Raw genomic sequence first — 24,700 nt, 5'->3', positions numbered from 1 at the left:
ATATCGTCAATAATATCTTACATTCTTATGATACAAGTTAACCCCAAATCATTCCAAGGGATAGAATCGATTTGGGGTTATTGTTTATATTTATAGAAAGGAGAATGATAGTTATAAAAAGGGCTCAATTTTTTATAACTATCATTTATAATGGCTAGATTTTAGTGTTAATTGATTAATTTAAGGTTTGATTGCAAATGCACGAACAGGAAATCCTGGTGCGTCATTTGGTTTCGGGCTAATCGTATAAATGATTGCGCCGCGTGTTGGTAATTGATCTAAATTTGTTAACAGCTCAATTTGGTAGGTGTCTTGAGATAAGACGTAACGTTCGCCGACAATATCACCATTTTTGGCTACATCTACTGAGGCGTCAGTGTCAAAGGTTTCATGACCAATCGCTTTGATATGCCTTGCTTCAAATAAGAATTGTAAGGCGTCCAACCCCCAACCGGGTAAATGGAGATTTCCTTCAGTATCTCTATTTTCGAAACGTTCAATGTCTGGCCAACGTTTTGACCAATCGCTACGTAAAGCAACGAATGTGCCAGGCTCAATTTTGCCATGTTCAGCTTCCCACTGTGCGATATGATTTTGCGTTAAAATGAAATCAGCGTCTTTCGCAACTTCATCCGAGAAGTCTAACACAATGAGTGGAAGTGCGAGTTCTGTAAGTTCAATTTCATGTAAATATCTGGTATTTTCTACAAAATGTATTGGCGCATCAATATGTGTACCATACTGTGTAACGAGGTTCCAATTTTGAACGTAAAATCCATCGTCTTGTACATTGAACAAAGTAGATACTTTAGCACGTTCAAATTCACTGAAACATGGGATTGTTTCATCAAAGGCGTGGGTCAAGTCGACCCACGTTAATGTCTTAAGTTGTTCTAACTGTTTCCACAAAGGATAGCTCATAAGAATCACCTACAATAAGATTTATTAAACTGTTGCTGAATTTGTTGTTTTACGTAATTTATCAACTGAATTAACTAATACAGTTAATGCTTCGACAACTTCGTCTTCTTTACGTGTTTTTAGACCACAGTCAGGGTTAACCCAGAATAGTGAACGGTCGATTTCTTGTAAAGCACGGTCGATCGCAGTCGTGATTTCTTCTTCAGTTGGAATACGTGGACTGTGAATATCATAGACACCAAGGCCAATACCTAAGTCATACGTAATGTCTTCAAAGTCTTGGATTAAATCACCATGGCTACGTGAAGTTTCGATTGAGATTACATCTGCATCTAAATCATAGATTGCGTGAATGATTTGTCCAAATTGAGAATAACACATATGCGTATGGATTTGTGTTTCATCAGACACTGAAGAAGTTGAAAGTTTGAATGAACGTACAGCTTTATCTAAATAGTCTGCATGATATTCTGAACGTAATGGTAAACCTTCACGTAATGCCGGCTCATCTACTTGGATGATTTGGATACCAGCTTCTTCTAAAGCAAGTACTTCTTCATTGATCGCAAGTGCGATTTGGTCTTGAACTTCTTCACGAGGTAAATCTACACGTTCGAATGACCAGTTTAAGATTGTAACTGGACCAGTTAACATACCTTTGACAGGTTTGTCTGTTAAACTTTGTGCGTATAAAGTTTCTTTCACAGTTAATGGTTCAGTCCATTTAACATCTCCATAGATGATTGGTGGCTTAACAGCACGTGAACCGTATGATTGAACCCAACCGAATTTAGTAACTAAGAAACCTTGTAATTTCTCACCGAAGAATTCTACCATGTCATTACGTTCGAACTCACCGTGTACTAATACATCTAAACCGATATCTTCTTGAATCTTAATCCAACGAGCAATCTCATTATCTAAGAATGTTTTGTATGCTTCGTCTGTGATACGGTTATTTTTCCAATCTGCACGTTGTTTACGTACTTCTTGTGATTGAGGGAATGAACCAATTGTTGTTGTTGGTAAATCTGGTAAGTTTAAGCGTGCATCTTGTGCTTTTTTACGCTCAGCAAATACTGATTTACGAGATGTTGGTACACTTTCAAAGTCATATTCAAGGTTTTTGAATGATTGGTTTTGGAAACGTTCATAGCTTGCTTTTAACTCATTATATTTAGCATCATCGTTATCATTAAACAATCTTCGTAATGCATCAAGTTCGTCTAACTTTTCAGTTGCAAAGCTTAAGCCTTCAGCGATTGAATCGTCTAATGTTTCATCATCTAACGATACTGGAACGTGTAATAAAGAAGATGACGGTTGAATGACAAGATCATCTGTATATGATTGTAATGTTTCGATTAATTCTTTCTTTGCTTCGATATCAGTTGCCCAAACATTACGGCCATCGATGATACCAGCATAAAGTGTCTTAGAACGATCTAAATCGCCAGCTTTAATTTGCTCAAGGTTGAAGTTACGATCGTGAACGAAGTCTAAACCTAAACCTTTAACCGGTAGACTGTTTAAGAATTTTAAATTTACGCGTTCGAAGTATGTTTGGATGACTAGTTTATCTTCTAGTCCTGCATCAGCAAAATACTTATACGCTGCAGCAGTGATGTCTTCATAATCGGCACTATCATCTTCAACTAATGCTGGTTCATCAACTTGGATGTATTCAGCACCTGCATCAGCAAGTGATTGCAATACTTCTTTATATAATGGAAGTAATGTGTTTACTTTTTCTTCAAAAGTTTGGTTGCCGCCTTTTGATAATTTTACAAAAGTGATTGGGCCAACGATAACTGGGTGTGCATTAACATTTAAAGATTGTGCATATTTAAAGCGTTCCAACAAAACGTTATTGTTTAATTTTGGTTCTACATTATCCCATTCAGGTACGATATAGTGATAGTTTGTGTTAAACCATTTAATCAATGCGCTTGCAACATGTTCTTTGTTACCACGAGCAATATCGAATAATAAATCATCATTAACATCTCTACCTTGGAAACGCTCAGGAATAATGTTAAATAATAAAGATGTATCAAGAATGTGGTCGTAAAGTGAGAAGTCACCAACTGGAATACTTGATAAATTATAGTTCTTTTGTAGTAATAAGTTTTCTTTGTGTAAATCAGTTAATTGTTGGTGTAATGTGTCTAAGTCTACTTTCTTTGACCAGTATCCTTCGATCGCTTTTTTCCATTCTCTCTTTCTACCTAATCTTGGAAAACCTAAATTTGATGTTTGAATTGTCATAATATTGCCTCCTGTTTATTTGAAGTAATCGTTTTTGAATATGATGCAAGTTCAAGTGTATAATCGACGCTTTGGAATGGTGTGATTAAATATAGACCATTAAAATATTGATGAACGGTATCGATTAATTCCTTTGAAAGTTTCAAGCTTAAAGCTTTTGTTTTTTCTTTATCGTCTTTTACGGCTTCAAATTGACTGAGTATTTCTTCAGATAATTTGATACCTGGCACCTCATTATGTAAAAACAAGGCATTCTTATAACTTGTTACAGGCATGATGCCGATAAAAAACGGAGCGTCTAAATGTTTAGTTGCTTCATATACTTCTTTGATTTTTTCAGCACTGTAGACGGGTTGGGTGATGAAGTAATTCATCCCACTTTCTAACTTTCTTTCTAACCGTCGTACTGCACCATCTAACTTTCTTACATTCGGATCAAACGCACCGGCGATGTTGAAGTTGGTATTGACCTTCAGCGCATCACCATCAGTATTGATACCTTGGTTAAAGCGTAATGCAATTTCAGTTAAACCTTTGGAGTTTACATCATATACATTGGACGCACCTGGCAAGTGCCCAATTTTTGATGGATCACCAGTAATCGTTAAAATTTCATTAACGCCAATGAGTGATAGTCCGAGTAAATGTGACTGTAAACCGATAAGGTTTCTATCTCGACATGTGATATGAACGAGTGGCTCGATATCATATTGTTGCTTGATAATACTTGCTGCCGCAATATTACTAACACGAACGGTAGCGAGTGAATTGTCGGCAAGTGTGACTGCATCAATATCAGCCTCGTCAAGTTTTTTGATATTTCTGAAAAATTTATCTGTGTCTAAATGCTTTGGTGTATCTAATTCAACAATAACAGTAGGTCGTGCTTTGACTTTATCTGTAAGATTTTGTTTAATTGTCGATTGATTACTTTGTTTTTTTACTTTTTTAGTGATTGGAATTACATTTTTGTCTGTAATGGGTGACAGTTCAGCTACAGATGATTTAATAAATTTGATATGTTCTGGTGTTGTGCCACAACATCCACCAATTAAACGAACACCTTCACTGATGAGTTGTTGTGCTACTTTGCCGAAATATACTGCATTATCACTATACTTAAATTCACTGTTATCTATGTCTAATAGGCTAGCATTAGGATAGCATGATAGATAAGCATCATCAGGTAATTCTATATGAGAAAATGATTCCTTCATATGATGTGGACCGTGATGACAATTTAAGCCGACAATATCTGCCCCGCTAGCTATCAATGTCTTTAAAGCTTCATTAATTTCAGTTCCATCTCGCAAATAATTAGTATTTAGCGCTGTGAGTTGAGCGATAATAGGGATATTGTATTTACGTTTAGTAGCGGTAATAATGTTAGTTAATTCATCTAAATCGTAATAGGTTTCGAAGAGTAAGCCATCGACACCTTCTTCTATTAAAGTATCTACTTGTATTTCTGTGTGATACTGAATTGCGGTCAGTTCTAAATCCTCTTGTTTAATACCTCTAAATCCACCTACAGTACCGAGAATAAATGTATCTTCGTTTGCTGCATTTTTAGCAATGCGCACAGCAGCTTGGTGTATTTCTTTAACCTTGTGCTCTAACCCAAAGACCTTTAACTTTTCAAAGTTTGCACCATACGTATTGGTTTGGATGATATCTGCACCTGCATCAATATAACTTTGATGTATACGTTGTACCTTTTCAGGATATGTTAAGTTGTACGCTTCTGGGCAAGTATCCAGGCCTTCAGAGTAAAATATAGTTCCGATTGCACCGTCAGCGACTAGAATATTGTTCTGTAATGCCTTGAGTAATTGACTCATTGAAAGCCTCCTTAAATGCATAGTTTAAATCTGCAATTAATTCTTCTGGTTGTTCTAAACCAACACTTAATCTAAACAAGCCAAATGTGATATTACGTGCTTCACGCACTTCTTGTGGTACCGCTGCATGTGACATTGTAGCTGGATGTGACAAGATTGTTTCGACGCCGCCCAAACTAACTGAAACGAGTGGCAATGTTAATGCGTCTACAAATGCTTGTGCTTTGGATTCGTCTTTTAATCTAAATCCGAGTACTGCGCCACCATGGCTCGCTTGTGCCAAATGTAATGAATCATTACCTGGGTAATAGACTTCTGCGATTTCAGTTCTTTCTATTAAAAAGTCATATAATTTTTGAGCATTTGATACAGATTGATTAAAGCGAACAGGTAATGTTTTTAAATGTTTAGCCAGTGTCCAACTATCCTGAGCAGATAGAGCAGTTCCTGTACCATTTTGTAATAGGTATAAAGCGTCAGCTACTTCTTTGTTACTAGTGATAGCTACACCTGCAATAATGTCGCTATGACCTCCTAAAAATTTAGTAGCACTATGTACCACAATATCAGCTCCCAAAGAGAGAGGTGATTGTCCAAGTGGTGTCATAAACGTATTATCTACTGCGACTAATAATTCATGTTGTTGAGCGATTTGAACAATACCCTTGATGTCTGTAACTTTGAATAAAGGGTTAGACGGTGTTTCGATATAAATTAATTTGGTATTATCTTGAATCGCTGCTTCAACACTTTCTAACTCTGTAGTGTCAACTGTTGTAAATTGAATGTTATAACGTGTTAATATCTGTTCAGTTAATCGGAATGTGCCACCGTATACATCGTCTGGTAGAATAACATGATCACCTGCGCTGAGTGTTAATAACACTGCAGAAATTGCTGCAATACCTGAAGCATAAGCAAAGGCATAGTCTCCACCTTCAAGTTTGGCTAACTTTTCTTCGAGTAATGCTCTGTTAGGATTACCACTTCTTGCATAGTCATAAGTAGCATTGCCACCTAATACTTTTTGATGAAAAGTTGATGAATCATATAAAGGAGGATTAGCAGAATCATAATCAGTCCCTCTATGTGCGTCGAATATCACTTCAGTTTCTTTTGATAAACTCATGAAATCACTCCTTCTTTAGATTTTTCTAATGCTTGTATAATATCGCTTTCGATATCGTCATAGTCTTCAATCCCAATAGATAGTCTAAGTAGATGCTCATCAATGCCACGTTTATCCTTTTCTTCATCAGGCATATCGACATGGGTTTGTGTGTAAGGGAATGTAATAAAGGTTTCCGTTCCACCAAGACTTTCTGCAAAGATACAAATTTCTAAATTTTCCAAAAATTTATTTGCTTTAAAGTTCTTATTTAATCGTAAGCTCAGCATACCCGTCTGTCCGCTATAAAGCACTTCGTCAATTGCTTCTAAGTTACTACATCGTTCAGCGAGTAATTTGGCGTTATATTCTGAACGATCCATTCTGAGGTGCAAAGTCTTCAATCCGCGCTGTAGTAAGTAGCTATCGATTGGAGCAAGCGTAGCGCCAATCATGTTGTGAAAATCAGCAAATTGTTCTGCTAACGCGTCATCTTTAACTGTTACTACACCAGCTAGTACATCATTGTGACCTCCGATATATTTAGTGGCTGAATGTAATACGATGTCTGCACCATCTTCGAGAGGTGTAGAGAGATAAGGTGTTAAAAATGTATTATCTACAATTGTTAACAGATTATATTCTTTGCCTAAAATGTAATAAGGGTCTAAGTCAATCTTAATCATTTGAGGATTTGAGATTGGTTCAATGAATAAGGCTTTAGTATTGTCAGTGATTTGGCCTTTTACTTCTTCGTAATTTAGGAAATCTACGTATTTGAAACGAATACCGTATTGTTTCTCATAAAAATCAAATAGTCTAAATGTGCCACCATATAAATCGAATGAGACTAGTATTTCATCACCTGATTTAAATAAATTACAAACCAGTTGAATGGCTGCCATACCACTTGAAGTTGCGAAGGAAGCTGTTCCGCGTTCTAATTTTGCAAAAGCTTCTTCAAAGGCAGAGCGTGTTGGGTTCTTGGTACGAGTGTAATCGTAACCTGTAGACGCCCCTAAATGTGGATGTTGATATGCCGTTGATAAATATATTGGATTGGCGATTGCGCCTGTTTGATCTTCAGATAATGCAATTTGTGCTAGTTCAGTATTTTTCATAATCGATAACCTCCTTGTTTGAAATAAAAAAAGCCTCCGTCCTTTAAACCCGAATAAATCGGATGTAAAGGACGAAAGCTTAGCTCGCGGTACCACCTTAATTTGTCACGTTATCACTAACGTAACCTTATCCAGTACGCCATCTTGTTAATTTAACTTAACGTCTGAATTGTGTCATCATATAGTGCATTAAAAAACTCACCTTAATATATAATAATTAAAATGAGTATTAACGACGTATACGACGTGTGGATAAATCCAGTACGCCATTCAACAAAATGTTAATACTGTATCGCTGTAACGGGCGATCCCGTTGAAACCTCATATTGGCAACAACACTCAAAGGCCATTTTCGAACTTTCTTTCTGTGTCTTCTTTCAGCGTATCAAAGACTCTCTGTGTCAGCAGTGTAAGTTTTACTTTCCTTATTACTGTGTTTGGTTTGTTTCTGTTGTAAATTTGATATACCTAAGATTACACACTCGAATTCAATTTGTCAACAACTTATCAGAAAATTTTGATTTAACTAAAAATAATGTGATTCTATTCAGTAATAAATTAGCAATGCTATACTAGAAAATATATTAACAAAGTATAGGGCACTTTATTTTAGACTGGTTATTATAGAGGGAGAGGTGTAGCAATTATGAATGTAGAAGATCAACGATTACAGTTAGTGGGGGATGCTGAAATACAAGAGATAAAGCTTGATGAAATTAAAGCCAACCCTTATCAACCGAGAAAGACCTTTGATGAGGAGAAGCTAGATGACTTAGCTGGTTCGATTAAGAATCATGGTGTCTTGCAGCCTATCGTAGTTAGGAAGGCGATAACCGGTTATACAATTGTAGTTGGGGAAAGACGTTTTCGTGCTTCTCAACGAGCGGGGATGTCTCATATACCTGCAATCGTTAAATCTTTAACTGATGAAGATATGATGGAACTTGCCATAATAGAAAATTTGCAACGAGAAGACTTAAATGCAATAGAAGAGGCAGAAAGTTATAAGAAATTAATGACTGATTTGAAATTAACACAACAACAAGTGGCAGCCCGTTTGAGTAAATCGCGCCCATATATTGCTAATATGCTACGTTTACTACACTTACCTAATGAAATAGCTCAAATGGTTAAAGCAGGAAAGCTTTCAGGTGCACATGGTAGAACGTTGTTAATCGTGAAAGAACCAACAAGGATGAAACAAATTGCCAACCAAGCAATCAAAGAATCATGGAGTGTCCGTGAATTAGAATCCTATGTACAAACGTTAACGACTAATAATCAAATAGCAGAACCTACACAAAGTGACTCAATTACGAAACCGAAATTTATTCGACAACAAGAACGTCAATTACAGGAACAATATGGTGCCAAAGTAGCCATTTCTACGCGTAATAGAAAGGGACATATCACATTTGAATTTAAGTCAGAAGAAGAATTTAGAAACTTAATACGACAATTAAATGATAAATACAATCTTGATTAATAATGTGATATACGCTGCCGTTTAATTCCAAATATGTAAAATTGGGCGCGCCTTAATCAATATGAGTGCGCTATAAGAAATTATCATTTATAAATACACTTTGAATGTTGCCGATATATCCCGACATCCAAAGTGTATTTTTGTATTATCAATGTAAATAGAGTTGGTTTACAAATTAGAATCATTATAAAAAATAAAAATTTTCAAAAAACTAAAATCATTAATAAAGTCAATACTGACAAGGTTTGTAGGGATTTCAGATTATTGTAATTATCTTTTTAAAATAATTATAAAATCGCTTTATAAACGTTGATTTTAAAGGGGTTGTAGCGTTATTCTCAATTGAATTGAACGCTTGATTATACTGGTGAAATAGACTTGACATAAAAAATGACAGTGAGTAAAGTGATTAACATAAATTATTTTCGAATAATTCTAAATACGAAAATGTAGCGCGGAGTTTTACGGAGCACATTAAAGAAAAAAGGGGATGAACCCATTAATGTCAGTAGAAAAAATTACTTATGATAACTTTTATGATGACGCGTTTGACAATGTTGATATTACAGACGAGACAAAAGGTGCACGTGAAGTAATCTCTTGGGCTTATGAAACGTATGGTGACTCTATTATTTATTCATGTAGTTTTGGTGCAGAAGGCATGATTCTAATTGACTTGATCTATAGCGTGAAAAAAGATGCTGAGATTGTCTTTTTAGATACTGACCTCCATTTCCAAGAAACTTATGATTTGATAGACAGAGTTAAAGCACGTTATCCAGAACTCAATATAAAACTAAAGAAACCAGATTTAACATTAGAAGAGCAATCTGCGGAATATAAACCAGCATTATGGAAGAGTGACCCTAATATGTGTTGTTATATTCGCAAGATTAAACCTTTAGAAGAAGTATTATCAGGTGCGACAGCATGGGTTTCAGGTTTGCGTCGATCACAGGGACCTTCAAGAGCAAACACGAATTTTATCAACAAAGATGAACGCTTCCAATCTGTTAAGGTATGTCCTTTAATTCATTGGACTTGGGACGATGTATGGGATTACATCAAGAAATACGATTTACATTATAACGAATTACATGATTTTAACTATCCTAGTATTGGTTGCATTCCTTGTACATCAGCTGTCAGTGGTTCAGGTGATTCAAGAGCAGGAAGATGGACGAATTCAACTAAGACTGAATGTGGTTTGCATACAACACAACCTTAACGACTATATACACATATTTTTTTACTTTTAAACCTTAGTAAACTAATCAGTTATATAATCAATCGAGTATTATATTGTGTGCATTTTGCACGCAATATAAGGTTGGTTATCCTGTAACTTAATCAAATGTGTATGAAATGAAAGTATTTTAAAACAAGAGAAATGAAAATAGACTATATGAGGTGAACTTGCTGTGAATTTATCTGTAACAAACAGTCCATTCAACGAAGAACAAGCAACACAACTGAATCAAATCATTCAAAACCTTACGCCTGAGCAACAGACATGGTTAAGTGGTTACTTGACTGCTAATCAACAAGCTGTAGCAAATGGTTCGGCTCCAACGCCACAAGTGGCAGAATACGTCCTAAACAATGAACCCCAAGCAAACAGTGATCGACATATTACGATTTTATATGGTTCTGAGACTGGAAATGCACAAGGGTTAGGTGAAATCTTTGCTGATCGTTTAGTAGAACATAACTATACAGTTAAATTAAGTTCGATGGATGATTTTAAACCTAAAGATTTGAAAAAAGTAGAGGATTTATTTGTTATTTCATCTACTCATGGTGAAGGAGATCCACCTGATAATGCGTTAAGTTTCCATGAGTTTTTACATGGTAGAAAGGCACCAAAATTAGAAGGAGTTAGATTCTCTGTATTAGCTTTAGGTGATGAATCTTATGAATTCTTCTGCCAAACGGGTAAAGATTTCGATAAACGCTTAGAAGAATTAGGCGGCGAACGTATCATTGACCGTCAAGACTGTGATATAGACTATGATGATCTAGCTGAAAAATGGATGAACGCTAATATTGAAAAGCTTAATAGTAGTTCTGGTATTCAACAGCAGACGGTAACATCTACAGAAACAGTAGCTTCTGCAAAAGAGAAACGCTATTCAAAAGCAAATCCATATCGCGCAGAAGTATTAGAAAATATCAATTTAAATGGTAGAGGCTCAAACAAAGAAGTAAGACATGTCGAGTTATTGCTTGATAATTATGGTGAAGAATACGAGCCAGGTGATTGTTTAGTAGTCATCCCAGAAAATGATCCGGAAATCGTAACACTATTAATTGATACCTTGAAATTTGATGAGACAGAAGAAATTGCAATTAATGAAGATGGCGATACACTACCATTGCGTAAAGCATTGACTGAGCATTTTGAAATTACTAAATTGACGAAGCCATTATTACAAAAAGCAGCTGATCTGATTGGTAATACACAATTATCAGAAAAGGTGCAAGATGCAGATTGGGTACACACATACATAGATGGTAGAGATTTAGTCGATTTGTTTACTGATTTCCCATCTGAGACATTTAAAGCTGAGAATCTACATCAATTATTAAGAAAATTGCCACCAAGAGAATACTCTATTGCAAGTAGTTATAAAGCAAATCCAGATGAAGTACACATTACGGTTGGCGCAGTGAGATACCACGCACATGGTCGAGATCGTTCAGGCGTTTGTTCTGTACAACTCGCAGAAAGAGTTCAACCAGGTGATACGATTCCAATTTATTTGAAGAAGAATCCAAATTTCAAATTCCCAACAGATGAAACGCCTGTGATTATGATTGGGCCGGGGACGGGTGTTGCACCATTTAGAGCATACATGCAAGAACGTGAAGAATTAGGGTTAGAAAGTAAGACGTGGTTATTCTTTGGAGAACAACATTTTACAACGGACTTCCTATATCAAACTGAATGGCAAGAATGGCTTAAGGATGATGTATTAACTAAGTTAGATTTAGCATTCTCAAGAGACACAGATGAGAAAGTTTATGTCCAACATAGAATTGCGGAGCATAGTGCTACTTTCTATGAATGGTTAATGAATGGCGCTGCATTGTACGTTTGTGGAGATGAGAAACAAATGGCGAAGGATGTTCATCAAACTATTCGCTACGTATTAGAGCAAGAAGGCGGTATGTCAGAAACGGAAGCTGAAGCTTATCTAACGGAAATGAAAAAAGAAAAACGTTATCAACGTGACGTTTATTAAGAGAAAGGGATGATAGTATGGCTGATTCGAATTTAAACTTTTCAGAGAAACTTGATGAAATGGAACGAATCAAAACAGAAAGTAACTATCTTCGCGGTACGATTGAGGAAGGTTTAGCAGATAGAATTACAGGTGCAATAGCTGAAGAAGATACTAAACTTTTAAAATTCCATGGTAGTTACATGCAAGACGACAGAGATCTTCGAGATGAACGTCGAAAACAAAAATTAGAACCTGCTTATAGTTTCATGATTAGAGTTCGTGCGCCAGGCGGTGCGTCAACACCAGAGCAGTGGATTGCAATGGATGATATTGCAAATGAATATGCAAATCACACGATTAAATTGACAACACGCCAAGCATTCCAATTTCACGGTATCTTAAAGAGAAATCTTAAACAAACAATGTTTGATATAAACCAATCATTATTAGATACGTTAGCGGCATGTGGTGATGTTAACCGAAACGTTATGAGCAACCCGAACCCTTATCAATCAGATGTCCATGCAGAAGTTAACCAAATTGCTAGTGATATCAGTGCACATCTATCACCAAGAACACAAGCCTATCATGAGATTTGGTTAGATGGTGAAAAAGTGATGGACACAAGTGTTGAGGAAGAACCACTTTACGGTAAAACATATTTACCACGTAAATTTAAAATTGGTATTGCTGTTCCACCATCAAACGATATCGACGTATACTCGCAAGATATTGGTTTAATTTCTATTATTGAAGATGGCAAGCTTGTTGGATTTAATGTCACAGTTGGTGGCGGTATGGGTATGACACATGGTAATACCAAAACATATCCACAACTTGGGCGTTTAATAGGTTATTTCCCTAAAGAACATGCTTTAGATGTTTGTGAAAAGATCTTAACGATTCAACGTGATTATGGTAATAGACAAGAACGTAAAAATGCGCGTTTCAAATATACAGTAGACCGTTACGGTGCTGATTGGGTACTTAGTGAGTTGAATAACCGTTTAGGTTGGAGTTTAGAATCACCTCGTGAATTCCACTTCGATCATAATGGTGACAGATATGGTTGGACTGAAGGTAGTGGCAAGTGGCATTTCACGTTATTTATACAAAATGGTCGTGTTAAAGATACAGAAGATTACAAATTGAAAACAGCGTTACGTAAAATCGCTGAAATTCATACAGGTGATTTCAGATTAACACCAAACCAAAACTTGGTAATTGCTAATGTAGACGCACAGAAAAAACCAGAAATTGAAGCTTTAATTGATGAGTATGGATTAACTGATGGTAAACATTACACAGGTTTACGACGCAATTCAATGGCATGTGTTGCTTTCCCAACTTGTGGTTTAGCAATGGCAGAGTCTGAGAGATATCTACCTTCTTTAATTACTAAAATTGAAGATTTATTGGATGAAGCAGGCTTGAGTGAAGAAGAAATTACAATTCGTATGACAGGTTGCCCAAATGGTTGTGCGAGACCAGCATTGGCAGAAATAGCCTTTATAGGTAAAGCGCCAGGTAAATACAATATGTATTTAGGAGCCAGCTTTACGGGTGATCGATTAAATAAAATGTATAAAGAAAATATTGGAGAAGCAGAAATATTAGAAAGTTTAAGACCAATATTATTGCAATATGCAAAAGAAAGAACTGAGGGAGAACATTTTGGAGACTTCGTTGTACGTGCAGGTATTGTAGACGCAGTAAATGATGGTCAAGTGTTCCACAGTTAAAAAATAGAGAAAGTGGTGACAGGATGGGCAAAGTATATTTAGTAGGCGCAGGTCCAGGAGATCCTGATTTGATAACAGTAAAAGGTTTAAAAGCAATAGAACAAGCGGATGTTATTTTATATGATCGTTTGGTAAATAAAGAACTATTAAATCATGCTTCACCTTTAGCCAAATTTATGTATTGTGGTAAAGATCCAAACCATCATTCATTGCCACAAGAAGATACTAATAAAATGTTAGTGAGTTTGGCCAAAAAAGGGCTTACTGTCACTCGCTTAAAAGGTGGAGACCCCTTTATTTTTGGTAGAGGGGGAGAAGAAGCTGAGGTATTAGCAGAGCAGCATATTCCATTTGAAGTTGTACCTGGTATAACTTCAGGAATAGCTGCCCCAGCTTATGCTGGTATACCTGTGACACACCGTGATTATAGTTCGTCTGTAGCGTTTGTTACAGGTGTTATCAATAAAGGCATTGATAAAGATGAATATTGGAAACATTTAGCATTAGGACCAGAAACATTATGTATTTATATGGGTGTGAAAAAATTACCGGAAATTTGTGAATTACTAACGACAAATGGTCGTTCAGTAGACACACCGGTCGCACTCGTACATCTAGGTACATCTGAACATCAAAAAACGGTTGTCGGTACATTGGACAATATTGTTGAGATAGCTAAAGATATTGAAAATCCAGCGATGATTGTTGTCGGTGAAGTCGTTCGTTTAAGAGATCAGATAAGTTGGTTTGAGACATTACCTGTGGATGAAGCGGTAGCTAAGTTGACTTATCAGTAATAGGAGGGGTTAGTGTGCGAGGTGTCTTATATGTCAGTCATGGCAGTAGAGTTGCTGAGGCTGTTGAAGAAGCGAAATCATTTATCGAAAAAGTAAAAGTACAAATAGATATCCCGCTACAGGAAATTTGCTTTTTAGAATTAACAAGCCCTAACTTATCTCAAGGATTTGAAAAGTTAGTTGCACAAGGTGCGACTCAAATTTCAATTGTACCGGTGTTATTGTTAAGTGCTGGGCATTACTTTAAAGATATTCCGGCAGAAATTGAAGAAAATCAGTTGAAATTTCCTAATGTAGAAGTGTCATATGGCCAACCTTTAGGGGTACAAAGACGATTAACGTCAGTGTTGAAAGAGCGAATTGCTGAGACAGGTATTAAACCTAATGATGATGCAAAAGTGTTGGTTATAGGAAGAGGTAGTTATAATCCACAGACACAAAAAGACATTTCAGCTATACGAGATCAATTATATGATCTCACAGAATTGAACGATATTGATGTTTGTTATTTAGCAGCTTGTGGTCCTAAATTTGAGGAAGCACTGCAGCAAGCAGTTGAAGCTAAACATTCTCAAATATTTGTTGTGCCTTATCTATGGTTTACAGGCATATTGGAACAACACATTGATAGTACTGTGAATAGTTATGATGTAGATAGCGACATTATACTCTGTCATAGACTAGGGCATCATAAGTATTTACAGCATGCATTAAGAGATAGAGTGTTAGAAACATTTGAATTAGTGAATCAGTAGATAATGAAATGTATAGAGAGAAGTGAGGACATGCCTTTGATTCCACTTATGTTTGATATATCAGATAAACAAGTTGTAGTGATTGGTGGTGGCAAGGTGGCTGAACGTAGAGTGCAAACATTAGCACAATATACTAAGCATATACTTGTCATCAGTCCAACACTTACGGATGTATTGCAAAAGTTATTTGAAAATTCTGTAATTAAATGGTGTAAAAGAGAATTTCAAGTAGCAGATGTTCAAACAGCATCGTTGATTATAGTGGCAACAAATGATTCTGCTACAAATAAACAGGTGTTGGAGGCGAAACCCCATCATGCATTAGTGAATTATGCAGAAGATGTTACTGCTGGGGATATTGCATTTCCAAGTATACTGCAAAGAGGGAAATTGACGCTAAGTGTATCAACACAAGGTGCTAGTCCCGGACTCACTTCTCAAATACTACAAGAATTTCGTGATCGTTATGATGAACACTATGAAGCCTATGTGGATTTTTTATATGAGTGTAGACAACGTATTAAACAGAGCCAATTGACAGCATCTGAAAGAAAGCAATTTCTTAAGGACATTCTGTCTTCAGACTATTTAAACAAACATAAACAATATGAAGTTAGAACATGGTTAGATTCAATAACCTAATAAATCGAAAGGGGTACGACGCATGCATAAATTATTTATCTTTGCACTTGCTGGTTTTCTTGCACAATTGATAGATGGGTCATTAGGAATGGGCTTCGGTGCATCCTCATCATCTATATTATTAACATTTGGTGTGGCGCCAGCTATTGCTTCCGCAACGATTCATTTTTCAGAGATTGCGACAACAGCAGCATCCGGTACATCACACTTGAAATTCGAGAACGTGCATAAACCTACATTAATTAAGTTGGCGATTCCAGGTGCAATTACTGCATTTATAGGCGCCGCATTCCTAAGTAATATTCATAGCGACTTAATTAAACCGTTTATCGCCGTGTTCTTACTAAGTATGGGGTTATACATCTTATACCAGTTTCTATTTAAAAGAAATCAACAGCTTTCTGACGAAATAAATCCCGACAAAGGCAGTCGTTTTTCTATGATACCACAAGGCTTAGTAGCAGGCTTTCTAGATGCAGTAGGCGGTGGTGGCTGGGGTCCGGTCAATACGCCATTATTACTAGCTTCGAAAAAATTAGAGCCGCGCTATGCAATCGGTACGGTATCTGCAAGTGAATTTTTTGTAACTATTTCAGCATCGTTAGGTTTTATTATATTCCTTGGTTGGGATCAAATTAATTGGGCACTTGTAATTTCATTAAGTGTCGGTGGTATGTTAGCAGCACCTATCGCAGCATGGTTTGTCAAAATTCTACCTATGAATATATTGGCAGTTTGTGTTAGTGGATTAATTATCTTTACAAATAGTAGTTCGCTATTAAGTGTATTTAACCCAGGAACGACAGTAGCATTGACTATAAAAATAGCATTAATTGTCGTTTGGATAGGATTGGTTATTTTTGCATTATCACAAAATAAAAAATTACCTTTTTCAGTATCTAAAAAAAAGGCCAACGTAAATGAACTAGATTAATAATTAAAGGGAGTGTATGACAATGACAGTAACAAATAAACCTGTAAATAATACAATACAACCACATGGTGGCACATTAATTAATAGACAAGTAGAAGGTGCAGAAAGAGAGCAATTAATTCAAGAAGCGCAAAATTTTCCTGCTATAACACTAAATCCGTGGAGTTTATCTGATTTAGAACTTATTTCGATTGGTGGTTTCAGTCCGTTAGAAGGCTTTATGGGCGAGGCAGATTATACAGAAGTAGTCGAGAATGTGCATTTAAGTAATGGATTGGTATGGAGTATTCCTATTACATTACCAGTGGATGAAGCTCAAGCAAATGAATTAAATATTGGAGATAGAGTTGCTTTATATGGTGAGGATAATCATCTTTATGGTGTGTTAGATTTAGAAGAAAAATACACCTATGATAAAGAAAAAGAAGCGAAATTAGTATATGGTACAACAGATGTTGACCACCCAGGTGTGAAAAAAGTCTACGAAAAAGGCAGCGTATACTTAGCCGGTCCAGTTCATTTAGTGGATAGACCAAAGCATGACGAATTTGTAGATTTTCATCTAGATCCTGTTGAAACAAGACAATTATTTAGTGACTTAGGATGGAAGACGGTTGTTGGTTTTCAGACTAGAAATCCAGTGCATAGAGCACATGAATATATTCAAAAAGCAGCGCTAGAATCAGTTGATGGTTTACTATTAAATCCTTTAGTGGGAGAGACTAAATCTGACGATATACCTGCGGCAGTTAGAATGGAAAGTTATCAGGCGATATTAAAACATTATTATCCTGCTGACCGCACGCGTTTAGTTATCTATCCAGCTGCAATGAGATATGCAGGACCACGAGAAGCAATTTTACATGCGACAGTACGTAAAAACTATGGCTGTACACACTTTATTGTCGGTCGTGATCATGCTGGAGTCGGTGATTACTATGGCACATATGAAGCGCAAGAACTTATCTCGCAATATGAAGCTGAATTAGGGATTCACATCTTAAAATTTGAACATGCTTTTTACTGTAAAAAATGTGAAAACATGGCAACTGCAAAAACATGCCCACACGATGCATCTGATCACTTACATTTAAGTGGAACAAAAGTAAGAGAAAAATTGAGAAATGGCGAATCATTACCTAAAGAATTCTCAAGACCGGAAGTAGCTGAAGTATTAATTAGAGGTTTACAAGAGAAATAACAGTCAAAGGAGTTTAATGATGAGTACATCTAAAAATATTACATGGCACGATTCAGAAGTGAAAAAAGTAGAAAGACAACATAGAAACAAACACAAAAGCGTAGTGATTTGGTTTACAGGTTTATCCGGGTCTGGTAAATCTACAGTTTCTGTGGCACTTGAACAAGAACTGTTTAAACAACAAGTACAAACTTATCGTTTAGACGGTGACAATATTCGTCATGGTTTAAATAATAATCTTGGCTTTAGTCCAGAAGATCGTAAGGAAAATATTCGCCGTATTGGTGAAGTTGGCAAACTTATGGTAGATGCAGGATTAGTTACAGTGACGGCATTTATTTCTCCATACAGAGAAGATAGAGATGCTGTACGTGACTTGCTAGAAGATGATGAATTTATTGAAGTTTACACAAAATGTAGTTTAGATGAGTGTGAAGCGAGAGACCCGAAAGGCCTTTATCAAAAAGCACGAAATGGTGAAATTCAAGGCTTTACTGGTATCAATGCACCGTATGAAGAACCGATTGATCCTGAAATTGTTATTGATACGGAACAAAATAGTGTTGAGGAATCTGTACGTTATATCATTTCTTACTTAAAATCACATGCTTATATTAAAAATAAATAAATAAATGTGATGATAATAAGAAATCAATGTATGACATAAAAAATGATTTGAATCGTGAATGGAGCGTTGACTGATATGGCAATGTTAAATCTTGTCGCAGTTATTTTTCTTGTGATTTTGGTTGTCAGTGCGACAGTGGGTATAGTCCTTGTGAATAAAGGACAACACCGTAAACACTTTTTAAAAGAGTTAAAGATAAGCGTCGTATTATGCATAAGCGCATTGGTAGCACTTTGTGTGCTAATTGCGACTACGCAAGCTTTAGGATGAGGTTAAATTTGCACAAAATTATAATGAATTATCATTTGTATAGAAATAATTTATTCAAAATGTTATAGTATATCAATAAATTTTGAATAAGTTATACCATTTGTGATAAATGATTATAGATGATGACTTTCAAGTAAGGAAGGTTATGACGATGAAAAAGTGCGTTCAAGACATTTCTAAAGTAGAATTGCATTGCCATTTAGATGGGTCGGTAAGTAGTGGCTTGATTAAACAATTAGCTGCTGAACAGCAAATACCACTAATCGAAGACAATTTGATAGTTAGTGAAGCTTGTGAAAGTCTAGATGAGTATCTGCAATGTTTTGATGAAATATTAAAAGTATTGCAAACGACAGATAGCTTGAAACGAGCAGTAGTTGATGTTGTAAACCAAGCTGATCATGACAATGTAAAATATATAGAGATTCGCTTTGCACCAATGTTACATATGGAAAAAGGACTTGGATTGCCAGAGATATTTGAAGCGGTAGAAGCAGGTGTAGAGACGGCTGTTGCCTCGACGGGTATCAAAGTGAATCTGCTGGTTTGTGCGATGCGCCAGCAAGACGCAACAGTAAATACAGCGCTATTTGATTATTTACAACAACGAAATAGTCAATTTGTCTGTGGGATTGACTTTGCAGGGCCAGAAGTACCATTTCCACCAAATACAATTGAAACACAGATTGAATACGGTGTGAATAAAGGTTTTAATTTAACTTTACATGCAGGTGAATGTGGTTGTATGCATAATGTGATGGAATCGATTAGATTAGGCGCAAAACGTATTGGCCATGGTGTAGCAATAAATCAAGATGAGGTAGCATTACAAGAAGTAAAAGCGCAAAATATTCTTTTAGAAATGTGTCCTAAAAGTAATATTCAAACCAAAGCGATACAAGACTTAAGTGACTTGAATTTGCCTTACTTATTACAAGAGGAAATCCCATTCTTGATCAATACAGATAATCGTACCGTGACGCAGACGAGTTTAAATGAAGAATACCAATTATTGTTGGAGCATCATTTGATTACGTTAGATCAAATCGAAACAATTAATCAAAACGCAATTAATTTCGCCTTTTTACCTGAAAATGAACGTCAACATATAAAAAGTAAATTAATGAGCTAATCGTACGTAAGTTAATCTGATATAAATGCCCCCTTGTTTCGCTGTTGTAGCGTAAAGAAGGGGGCGTTTTATATACAGTAGACAGAATAATAATACAAAAAGACAACGATTTGACAGTGTATAAATTTTGTATGTATATGCGTTCTATGCATAGATATGCACTATTTATTTAGGTAGTCCTAAAGTACGATTGAGGTTGTAGTAATATTCTGTTTTACTAGAATTTAAGTGCAATATTATATAAGCTGTTTTATCTTATGAATCATATTCATGTTATCTAAAGATAAGCAGTGTACTGTTTCATTTTAACGTTTGCTATGCAAAGGTGTAGCGTATCTCTAAAATGACAACTTAAGAGTAGGAAAGGAATTAGAAATACATGCAAAATTATTGGAAGATACTACCGCCTAGCTTATGTTTATTAGTATTAATGATTTGTATTCATCTCAATTTAACGAATAATTTAGATGGATTTGTGTATCGTTCGTTACATCACACATTCACTAGTGATGTTGTGGAACGTTACTTACATATTATTTCGGATGTTTTTTCACCATTAAATTGTTTGATACTCATATTATTGATTTTAGCTGTGTTGTTTTTTGTAAATAAATTTAAATTTTGGTGGTATGGATTTTGGTGCTTCTGTGTCTTGTTAATTGGCACATTCTTAAAAAATATCATCCAACGTCCGAGACCGAGCGTTTCGATAGATGGCTATAGCTTTCCAAGTATGCATGTGTTAAGTGTTTGCTTGTTAGTGACATTGGTTCTATTGTTGAAACGTAATAGCATTTTATATGTCATCGGCATAGTTCTTATTATCTCAATCATGATTTCTAGAATTTATTTACAAGCGCATTATTTTACGGATACGATTGGCAGTTTGTTTGTATTATGGGCGATGATCCAAGCTTTACAAATTGCGCGTCAGAGCGATGAACGTTTTAACCAGTCATTTCTAAATAAATCAGCACAAACACATAACATTTATTAGTTCGTAGTAATAACATATAAGAACTGCGTGTTGTTTCTGAGACACTTGAGAGGGTAGGATGAGTGTCGATACCGAGTCTCGCCTCAGCCGCCTAGGTAAACGAGTAATAACAATACGCAGTATTGATATCAATAATAAGCCCATCAAAGATTAAAAATCTTTGATGGGCTTAATGCTGGGTATTTATGGCTCAGATTCTTTATTTTTACAAGGATTCATATTATTTGAGTGTGTTTTCGTGATACATCTTTAACGCAGTCTTTGGCTGTCAATGTTTCTTCAAATTCTTCAGAAGGCTAATCTAAATTTAATTGTTAGATATTTTTTAATAGTAACTCATGCAAATAGGAACAATTACATTAAATCATATTAGTTACTAATGTATATATAGTTAAAAATCGAATTAAAATGAAAGAAAAGTAAATTTCTATTTGAAACGCTTTCAAAATAAGATTATAATAAAATAATAAATTTGAAGGGGTTGTAATAAAGTGAAAGTAAATAAAAGTTTAATATTTATTTTGGGAGCGCTAGGTGGCTTGTTATACGGTTATGATAACGGTGTCATATCTGGGGCGTTATTATTTATACATGATGATATTCCATTGAATAGCTTTACTGAGGGGCTCGTTGTAGCATCTATGTTAGTAGGTGCAATTATTGGTGCAGGGAGCAGTGGACCGCTATCAGATAAAATTGGTAGACGACGACTGGTGTTAATGATTGCTATCGTTTATATTGTTGGTTCTTTAATTATGGCATTTACGCCTAATATGCCTATCTTAGTATTGGGTAGATTAATTATTGGTTTGGCTGTTGGTGGTTCAATGGCAACAGTACCTGTATATCTATCGGAGATGGCGCCAACGGAATACCGTGGTTCATTAGGATCATTAAACCAGTTAATGATTACGATTGGTATATTAGCAGCTTATCTCGTTAATTTTGCTTTTTCAGATATGGAAGGGTGGAGATGGATGCTTGGTTTAGCTGTAGTACCTTCTGTCATCTTATTGGTAGGAATTGCATTTATGCCAGAGAGTCCGAGATGGTTATTGGAACATCGTAGCGAACAAGCAGCGCGTGATGTGATGAAGATTACGTTTAATGATGAAGAAGAAATCAATACAGAAATTAAAGAGATGAGAGAAATTTCAGCAGTATCTGAGTCAACATGGGCAATTTTAAAATCGCCATGGCTTAGACCGACGTTAATTATTGGTTGTGTATTTGCACTATTTCAACAAATTGTCGGTATCAATGCGATTATCTTCTATGCACCTACAATATTTAGTAAGGCAGGATTAGGTGAAGCAACGTCTATTCTAGGAACTGTCGGTATTGGTACAGTCAATGTGATTGTGACGATTATAGCTGTATTTATCGCTGATAAAATTGACCGTAAGAAATTATTAGTTACAGGTAATATAGGAATGATTGCTTCATTATTAATAATGGCCATCTTAATATGGACGATTGGGATTGAATCGTCTGCAATTATCATTATTATTTGTTTATCACTGTTTATCGTATTCTTTGGATTAACTTGGGGACCTATTCTTTGGGTTATGTTACCAGAAATGTTCCCAATGCGAGCGCGAGGTGCAGCGACAGGTATGGCTGCTTTAGTGCTTAACTTTGGTACATTATTAGTTGCACAACTTTTCCCAGTATTAAATGGAGCATTAAGTACAGAATGGGTATTCTTGATTTTTGCAATTATTGGTGTGTTAGCAATGATCTTTGTAATTAAATACTTACCGGAAACACGTGGACGTAGTTTAGAAGAAATTGAATATGATTTACGTAAAAAGACTTCAGGAGCTAATCCTTCAGAAATTTGATAAATAAGGTATTTGTTCCATAGTTATTTTTTATAGTTTTAGAGAGCCTATTGGCTAAACTCTAGAAAAATAGCACTCAGATGATTGAATTCAATTGATCTGAGTGCTTTGTTTTGTTCAAGCGTCTGGTATTATGGGCTCGCTTTCCTAGGGGCCAGCTTCAGCCTGTAGTCTTCCGCTCGTCCTGTTCTCTCAGGGGTCTCGCCAAAATACTGTGCAAAAGTAATGATAATTGTATTGAAATACCAAAAAATAAGGCACCTCGTTCTTTTAGTTTAGTAAATGAACGAGGTGCCTTATGTATAAAGGTTATAACATGACTCTGTTTATATTGAGTGTAGCTGTTATTTTTAAATACTATTTATCTGTTAAAGCTGTTTCTTTATTTAAGTTTTCTTGGTTGCTTTGTTCTTTTTTACGTTTAATTTTCAGGTACATGAGTGCTGTTGCGAGTAGCCATATAGGCAAGAAGTATACAGCGCGTCTAGTATCATCAGAAAAGAATAATAATACGAATACAAAAAAGAAAAATGCAAGTACGGCATAACCCGATAAAAAGCCGCCTTTTAATTTAAAAACATTCTGTTTATGTTCTTCTTTATGCGTATAAGCGTACTTTATATAAGAAACAATAATGAGAATCCATACGAGTAAATACAACACTGTCGAAATCGTTGTAATATAAATGAACAGTTGCATTGTATTTGGGAAAATATAGTTTAACATCACTGCAACAAGCAATATTGATGTTGAAATAAACATTGCAATATGAGGTACGCCGTGTTTATTTGTCTTACCCATAATTGCAGGTGCTTGTTTATCTTGGGCTAAACCGAATAACATTCTACTATCAGAAAAGATACCACTGTTTGTAGCAGATGCAGCAGCAGTTAATACTACAAAGTTAATCGCACTTGCTGCAAATGGTATACCGATGAGTGCAAATACTTGTACGAATGGACTTTTATCAGCTGAAATATGGTCCCAAGGTGTAATAGACATGATAACAATCAGAGATCCAATATAAAATAATAAGATTCTAATAGGCACGCTATTGACGGCACGTGGTATAGAGACGTTAGGATTCTTCGTTTCTCCAGCTGTAACCCCAATTAATTCAATACCAATGAATGAATAAACCGCCATTTGGAATGACATCAAGAAACCGTATGCGCCATGTGTAAAGACACCGTTGTCATATAAGTTCGTAAAGCTTGCAGTTGAATGGTTTGTTTTAAATCCTAAGATAATAAAAGCTAATCCGACGACGATTAATACAATAATCGTAATTATTTTAATCATAGAGAACCAAAATTCGATTTCTCCAAATAAATTAGAGCCTAAAGAGTTGAAAGCCATTAATAACAGCACAATAAATAAAATAGTAAGCCAGTTTGGTATATTAGAAGACCAATAACTGACATAGGAACCCATAGCAGTTAAATCTGACATACTTGAAGTAATCCAACTCATCCAGTAAGTCCAACCAATTAGGAAACCAGCGTATGGACCTAACTGATCATTGGCAATATCTACGAATGATTTATATCTTGAATTGCTCAGTAATAATTCTCCCAGTCCCCGCATAAACATGAATAGAACTACACCGATTATTAAATATGTAAAAATAATAGATGATCCAGTTAATGATATAGTCTGACCTGATCCTAAGAATAGACCGGTGCCGATTGCACCACCAATTGCAATTAACTGAATGTGTCTATTACTTAAACCCCTTTGAAGGTGATCTGACATTAACATGACTCCTTTGTGTTCAAAGACGTAA

The 24,700-nt window shown here is 35.7% G+C and carries 20 protein-coding genes; 14 read left to right on the top strand and 6 right to left on the bottom strand.

Translation table 11 applies throughout. The annotated features are described in order from the left end of the window. Positions 1–180 precede the first annotated feature (180 nt). From SH09_RS00610 to SH09_RS00590, 5 genes are read right to left on the bottom strand one after another with little or no spacing between them, the layout of a single operon-like run. Positions 181–921, bottom strand: coding sequence for a cyclase family protein (locus SH09_RS00610; protein ID WP_042737677.1), 741 nt, complete (start codon positions 919–921; stop codon positions 181–183). A 24-nt stretch (positions 922–945) separates the two neighbouring features. Continuing rightward, positions 946–3,192 (bottom strand): 5-methyltetrahydropteroyltriglutamate--homocysteine S-methyltransferase, encoded by a 2,247-nt coding sequence (metE, locus tag SH09_RS00605; RefSeq protein WP_126542094.1) that lies wholly within the window; start codon positions 3,190–3,192, stop codon positions 946–948. Beyond that, on the bottom strand, positions 3,186–5,030 hold the full coding sequence (locus tag SH09_RS00600; RefSeq protein WP_042737675.1) for a bifunctional homocysteine S-methyltransferase/methylenetetrahydrofolate reductase: 1,845 nt from the start codon (positions 5,028–5,030) through the stop codon (positions 3,186–3,188). The genes metE and SH09_RS00600 overlap by 7 nt, the downstream gene beginning before the upstream one ends. Further along, positions 4,984–6,159: a cystathionine beta-lyase MetC gene (metC, locus tag SH09_RS00595; RefSeq protein ID WP_042737674.1), complete on the bottom strand. Its 1,176-nt coding sequence runs from the start codon at positions 6,157–6,159 to the stop codon at positions 4,984–4,986. Before metC ends, SH09_RS00600 begins: the two co-directional genes overlap by 47 nt. Continuing rightward, entirely contained in the window at positions 6,156–7,259 is a 1,104-nt protein-coding gene (locus SH09_RS00590) for a PLP-dependent transferase (protein WP_042737673.1), read from the bottom strand. The genes metC and SH09_RS00590 overlap by 4 nt, the downstream gene beginning before the upstream one ends. A 646-nt stretch (positions 7,260–7,905) precedes the next feature. Here SH09_RS00590 and SH09_RS00585 point away from each other — a divergent pair. From SH09_RS00585 to glcP, 14 genes are all read left to right on the top strand, one after another. Then, on the top strand, positions 7,906–8,745 hold the full coding sequence (locus SH09_RS00585) for a ParB/RepB/Spo0J family partition protein (RefSeq protein WP_082039153.1): 840 nt from the start codon (positions 7,906–7,908) through the stop codon (positions 8,743–8,745). A gap of 502 nt (positions 8,746–9,247) precedes the next feature. Then, the gene (locus tag SH09_RS00580) at positions 9,248–9,973 is read left to right on the top strand and encodes a phosphoadenylyl-sulfate reductase (RefSeq protein WP_042737671.1); all 726 of its coding nucleotides are present in this window, start codon (positions 9,248–9,250) and stop codon (positions 9,971–9,973) included. A gap of 193 nt (positions 9,974–10,166) precedes the next feature. Further along, a complete protein-coding gene (locus SH09_RS00575; RefSeq protein ID WP_042737670.1) occupies positions 10,167–11,990 on the top strand; it encodes an assimilatory sulfite reductase (NADPH) flavoprotein subunit in 1,824 nt (607 codons plus the stop codon). A 17-nt stretch (positions 11,991–12,007) separates the two neighbouring features. Beyond that, positions 12,008–13,714 (top strand): NADPH-dependent assimilatory sulfite reductase hemoprotein subunit, encoded by a 1,707-nt coding sequence (locus tag SH09_RS00570; RefSeq protein ID WP_042737669.1) that lies wholly within the window; start codon positions 12,008–12,010, stop codon positions 13,712–13,714. A gap of 23 nt (positions 13,715–13,737) precedes the next feature. After that, entirely contained in the window at positions 13,738–14,511 is a 774-nt protein-coding gene (gene cobA / locus SH09_RS00565) for a uroporphyrinogen-III C-methyltransferase (protein WP_042737668.1), read from the top strand. 14 nt (positions 14,512–14,525) lie between these two features. Next, positions 14,526–15,266 carry a sirohydrochlorin chelatase gene (locus SH09_RS00560; RefSeq protein WP_042737667.1) on the top strand — a complete coding sequence of 247 codons (741 nt, stop codon included), beginning with the start codon at positions 14,526–14,528 and terminating at the stop codon, positions 15,264–15,266. A 30-nt stretch (positions 15,267–15,296) separates the two neighbouring features. Beyond that, on the top strand, positions 15,297–15,908 hold the full coding sequence (locus SH09_RS00555; protein WP_042737666.1) for an NAD(P)-binding protein: 612 nt from the start codon (positions 15,297–15,299) through the stop codon (positions 15,906–15,908). Between the two features lie 22 nt (positions 15,909–15,930). Next, positions 15,931–16,842 carry a sulfite exporter TauE/SafE family protein gene (locus tag SH09_RS00550; protein ID WP_042737665.1) on the top strand — a complete coding sequence of 304 codons (912 nt, stop codon included), beginning with the start codon at positions 15,931–15,933 and terminating at the stop codon, positions 16,840–16,842. 22 nt (positions 16,843–16,864) lie between these two features. Then, positions 16,865–18,043: a sulfate adenylyltransferase gene (gene sat / locus SH09_RS00545; protein ID WP_042737664.1), complete on the top strand. Its 1,179-nt coding sequence runs from the start codon at positions 16,865–16,867 to the stop codon at positions 18,041–18,043. Positions 18,044–18,062: 19 nt separating this feature from the next. Continuing rightward, positions 18,063–18,671, top strand: coding sequence for an adenylyl-sulfate kinase (gene cysC, locus SH09_RS00540; protein ID WP_042737663.1), 609 nt, complete (start codon positions 18,063–18,065; stop codon positions 18,669–18,671). Positions 18,672–18,746: 75 nt separating this feature from the next. After that, entirely contained in the window at positions 18,747–18,941 is a 195-nt protein-coding gene (locus SH09_RS00535) for a hypothetical protein (RefSeq protein WP_042737662.1), read from the top strand. Between the two features lie 151 nt (positions 18,942–19,092). Then, positions 19,093–20,073, top strand: a complete 981-nt coding sequence (gene add, locus SH09_RS00530) for an adenosine deaminase (RefSeq protein WP_042737661.1) — start codon at positions 19,093–19,095, stop codon at positions 20,071–20,073. A gap of 379 nt (positions 20,074–20,452) precedes the next feature. Further along, complete coding sequence (locus SH09_RS00525; RefSeq protein ID WP_042737660.1) at positions 20,453–21,070, top strand: phosphatase PAP2 family protein; 618 nt, start codon at positions 20,453–20,455, stop codon at positions 21,068–21,070. A 491-nt stretch (positions 21,071–21,561) separates the two neighbouring features. Beyond that, entirely contained in the window at positions 21,562–22,914 is a 1,353-nt protein-coding gene (glcP, locus tag SH09_RS00520) for a glucose transporter GlcP (protein ID WP_042737659.1), read from the top strand. Between the two features lie 357 nt (positions 22,915–23,271). Here glcP and SH09_RS00515 read toward each other — a convergent pair whose 3' ends face one another. Next, on the bottom strand, positions 23,272–24,669 hold the full coding sequence (locus SH09_RS00515) for an amino acid permease (RefSeq protein ID WP_042737658.1): 1,398 nt from the start codon (positions 24,667–24,669) through the stop codon (positions 23,272–23,274). Positions 24,670–24,700: the final 31 nt, after the last annotated feature.

The sequence above is a fragment of the Staphylococcus gallinarum genome, assembly GCF_000875895.1.
Classification (GTDB): Bacteria; Bacillota; Bacilli; order Staphylococcales; family Staphylococcaceae; genus Staphylococcus; species Staphylococcus gallinarum.
Note: the sequence above shows the minus strand (reverse complement) of the source record. Positions and strands in the feature narration are given on the sequence as shown.

What these genes read in the sequence shown, in the direction of transcription:
- metC (WP_042737674.1), bottom strand. Translation starts at nt 6,159, where the DNA reads ATGAGTTTATCAAAAGAAACTGAAGTGATATTCGACGCACATAGAGGG.
- SH09_RS00525 (WP_042737660.1), top strand. Translation starts at nt 20,453, where the DNA reads ATGCAAAATTATTGGAAGATACTACCGCCTAGCTTATGTTTATTAGTA.
- sat (WP_042737664.1), top strand. Translation starts at nt 16,865, where the DNA reads ATGACAGTAACAAATAAACCTGTAAATAATACAATACAACCACATGGT.
- SH09_RS00610 (WP_042737677.1), bottom strand. Translation starts at nt 921, where the DNA reads ATGAGCTATCCTTTGTGGAAACAGTTAGAACAACTTAAGACATTAACG.
- add (WP_042737661.1), top strand. Translation starts at nt 19,093, where the DNA reads ATGAAAAAGTGCGTTCAAGACATTTCTAAAGTAGAATTGCATTGCCAT.
- SH09_RS00585 (WP_082039153.1), top strand. Translation starts at nt 7,906, where the DNA reads ATGAATGTAGAAGATCAACGATTACAGTTAGTGGGGGATGCTGAAATA.
- SH09_RS00580 (WP_042737671.1), top strand. Translation starts at nt 9,248, where the DNA reads ATGTCAGTAGAAAAAATTACTTATGATAACTTTTATGATGACGCGTTT.
- SH09_RS00550 (WP_042737665.1), top strand. Translation starts at nt 15,931, where the DNA reads ATGCATAAATTATTTATCTTTGCACTTGCTGGTTTTCTTGCACAATTG.
- SH09_RS00590 (WP_042737673.1), bottom strand. Translation starts at nt 7,259, where the DNA reads ATGAAAAATACTGAACTAGCACAAATTGCATTATCTGAAGATCAAACA.
- SH09_RS00515 (WP_042737658.1), bottom strand. Translation starts at nt 24,669, where the DNA reads ATGTCAGATCACCTTCAAAGGGGTTTAAGTAATAGACACATTCAGTTA.
- SH09_RS00600 (WP_042737675.1), bottom strand. Translation starts at nt 5,030, where the DNA reads ATGAGTCAATTACTCAAGGCATTACAGAACAATATTCTAGTCGCTGAC.
- SH09_RS00555 (WP_042737666.1), top strand. Translation starts at nt 15,297, where the DNA reads ATGCCTTTGATTCCACTTATGTTTGATATATCAGATAAACAAGTTGTA.
- SH09_RS00570 (WP_042737669.1), top strand. Translation starts at nt 12,008, where the DNA reads ATGGCTGATTCGAATTTAAACTTTTCAGAGAAACTTGATGAAATGGAA.
- SH09_RS00535 (WP_042737662.1), top strand. Translation starts at nt 18,747, where the DNA reads ATGGCAATGTTAAATCTTGTCGCAGTTATTTTTCTTGTGATTTTGGTT.
- cobA (WP_042737668.1), top strand. Translation starts at nt 13,738, where the DNA reads ATGGGCAAAGTATATTTAGTAGGCGCAGGTCCAGGAGATCCTGATTTG.
- cysC (WP_042737663.1), top strand. Translation starts at nt 18,063, where the DNA reads ATGAGTACATCTAAAAATATTACATGGCACGATTCAGAAGTGAAAAAA.